This window comes from Herbaspirillum sp., assembly GCF_035644555.1.
GTDB lineage: Bacteria > Pseudomonadota > Gammaproteobacteria > Burkholderiales > Burkholderiaceae_D > Herbaspirillum.
This window is the reverse complement of the sequence record NZ_DASQOH010000040.1, coordinates 1-2,725: the sequence shown is the minus strand read 5'-3', so window position 1 is coordinate 2,725 and position 2,725 is coordinate 1. Positions and strand designations below refer to the sequence as shown.

Below are 2,725 nucleotides of genomic sequence, written 5' to 3'. Positions count from 1 at the left end.
GGAGCGCATGCTGCAAAGCCTGGGCCAGAAGCACATCCTGGTCCTGCGCAACCACGGCGTGGCAGTGTGCGAGAGCGATATTGAACGCGCCTTCTTCCTGCTGTGGACGGTGCAGCGCGCTGCCGAAATCCAGGTGGCGGGTCGCGCCATGAGCGGCGAAGACCAGCAGTTGCCGGACGGCGTGCGCCAGAAGTGCGCCGACCTGACCCAGCAACTGATCCGCAATGACGGCTTTGCGGTGATCTTCTTCGAGGCCATCGTGCGCAAGATGTTGAAGGGGCATTATCAGGTCGCTTGAGCGGCGACCAGTCCAGCTCCCAGGTATCAAGCGGGTAGAAGAGTTCGACGCCGGCCGGCAACGGCCGGCGTTTTTGCATTCTTAGCCGGTATCCTTGGCCGCCCGCGCGATCAGGGCATTGAGGAAGGCCCGGGCTGCATCGGGCAGGGTGCGCCCGGCCAGGGACTGGATTTCCAGTTGCAGGGTGTTCATGTCCTTGTCGCGGATCGGCAGTGCCACCAGTTGCCCCTCGCGCACCAGCCTGCGGATGGGCAGTGCCGCCGAGAAGCCGATGCCATTGCCCGACATCACGAAGCACAGCAGGGCGCTGATGGAATCGGCCGCCATGGTCGGTTCCAGCAGCACGTTGCGACGGCTGCAGCAGGCGTCGATCAGGCGGCGCATGGTGATGTTCTTTTGCGGCATGGCCAGCGGGTAGGGCGCCAGTTCCGAGAGCGTGACCTGGCGCCGATGGGCCAGCTCATGGTCCGGTCGCATCACCGCCATGATCGGCGCGCGCTGGGCGAACTCGACCTTGATGTCGGGGTCCGGTGCCATGGTGAAGGTCAGGCCCAGATCGACCGCGCCTTCGCGGATCTGCTGCGCCACATGCACCGCATTGCCCACCGTCAGCTGGAAGCGTATGCCCTTGTGCTGGCGGCAGAAATGTTCGATGGCGGCCGGCACGAACTCCAGCGCGAAACCCTCCGTGGTGGCCAGCTTGACCTCACCGCGCCGCAATCCCTTCAGGGCCGCCAGTTCATTGCCGATGCGGTCGGCCTCCAGCTGCATGCGCAAGGCATGCGCGGCCAGCAATTCGCCGGCGGCATTGGGGCGCATGCCGCGTGAAACGCGTTCGAACAGGGGTGTATCCAGCTCCGCCTCCAGCCGCGCAATCTGGCGGCTGATGGCCGAGGAGGCGACATTGAGCGTGTTGGCGGCCTCGGTGATGGAGCCGCGCCGCACGACTTCGAGGAAGTAGCGCACCGCAGTCTCCTGCAGCACGCGGGTATGGATGATGGACATGTCACGATTGTAGATCGGTTTGCCGATTCGGCAATCAGTTATTCGAAAACTTGTACTTGTGGCAAACCATGGGCCGGCTTAGGATGAATCCACGAATCGACGGCGTGCGACCGTCGTCATGCCGGAAGGGAATGCTTCATGGATGCTGCAGTAACGAAGGGCAAGTACAAATACCTGGTGCTGGTCTTGCTGTATCTGGGCTGGTGCGTCTCTTACATCGATCGCGCGGCGATCACCTTCGCGGCCACGCAGATCGCTGGCGAGTTCCAGCTGAAGCCGGCCGAACTGGGCGTGCTGCTGTCGAGTTTCTTCCTCGGTTATTCATTGCTGCAACTGCCGGGCGGCTGGCTGGCCGACCGCTATGGTTCTCGTCCGGTGATCGTCATTTCCATCCTGCTGTGGTCGCTCTTCACGGGCGTGACCGGCATGGCCTGGTCCATCACCAGCCTGGTGGTGATCCGTTTCGTGTTCGGCATGGGCGAGGGCGCCTTCCCGGCGGCCAGCGTGAAGGGGGTGGCCGAGCATTTCACCCGCGAGGAACGGCCCAAGATGTCTTCGCTGCTGATGTCGTCCAACTATGTGGGCAGTATGCTGGCGCCGCTGCTGATTGCGCCGCTGATCCTGCATTTCGGCTGGCGTGCGGTGTTCCATACCATCGGTATCGCCGGTCTGGTGTTTGCGCTGGTGTACTGGTTCTGCGTGCGTCCGGTGCGCCATGGCGAGGCGGGCAGCAAGGCCATCAACAAGGCCGCCTTCAAGGCGCTGCTGCAGATGCCGCTGATGTGGCAGATCGTGGCGGTGTGGTTTGGCCTGTCCATCATCAACAAGGGCCTGGACAGCTGGATGCCGACCTACCTGATGACCGTGCGCGGCCTGAACCTGAAGGCGGTCGGCCTGTTGCTGCCCTTGCCCTACATCATGGCCGGCCTGTCTACCGCCATCGGCGGCTGGGTGATGGTGCGCTTCTTCGACGGCCGCGAGAAGATCCTGCTGATCGTCAGCTCGCTGCTCACCGCCGTGTTCGTCTATTGCATGTACACCGCCGCCACGGTCGAGGGTGTCATCGCCTGGCAATGCCTGGCCTACTTCTTCAAGTCCTTCGTGCTGGCCACCTGCATCGCGCTGCCGACCAAGATGCTGCAGGCGCAACTGGTGGGCAGCGGCGTGGGCATGGTCAACCTGGGTGGTCAACTGGCCGGCTTCATCTCGCCGCTGGTGATCGGCTTCCTGGTCAGCGCCTTTGCCAACTACGACTACGCCTTCGGCTTCCTGATTGCGGCTGCCCTGTTCTCGGTGCTGGTGAGCCTGTTCATCCGCACCACCAAGACCGCCGGCCAGATGCAGCCGGCCTGAACCAAACCAAGGGAAAGCATGCCAGAGAATATCGTTGAAAAAAGTGCAGTCGAACTGCGCCGGCTGATC

At 63.1% G+C, this 2,725-nt stretch carries 3 protein-coding genes; 2 read left to right on the top strand and 1 reads right to left on the bottom strand.

The features are described 5' to 3' along the window. The coding region (locus tag VE092_RS09870) for a class II aldolase/adducin family protein (protein ID WP_324876206.1) at positions 1-298 on the top strand (298 nt) is incomplete at its 5' end. An 81-nt stretch (positions 299-379) separates the two neighbouring features. Here VE092_RS09870 and VE092_RS09865 read toward each other — a convergent pair. Then, on the bottom strand, positions 380-1,303 hold the full coding sequence (locus VE092_RS09865) for a LysR family transcriptional regulator (RefSeq protein WP_324876204.1): 924 nt from the start codon (positions 1,301-1,303) through the stop codon (positions 380-382). Positions 1,304-1,441: 138 nt separating this feature from the next. Here VE092_RS09865 and VE092_RS09860 point away from each other — a divergent pair, with 138 nt between their 5' ends. After that, entirely contained in the window at positions 1,442-2,656 is a 1,215-nt protein-coding gene (locus VE092_RS09860) for an MFS transporter (protein WP_324876202.1), read from the top strand. The last annotated feature ends 69 nt before the right edge of the window (positions 2,657-2,725 follow it).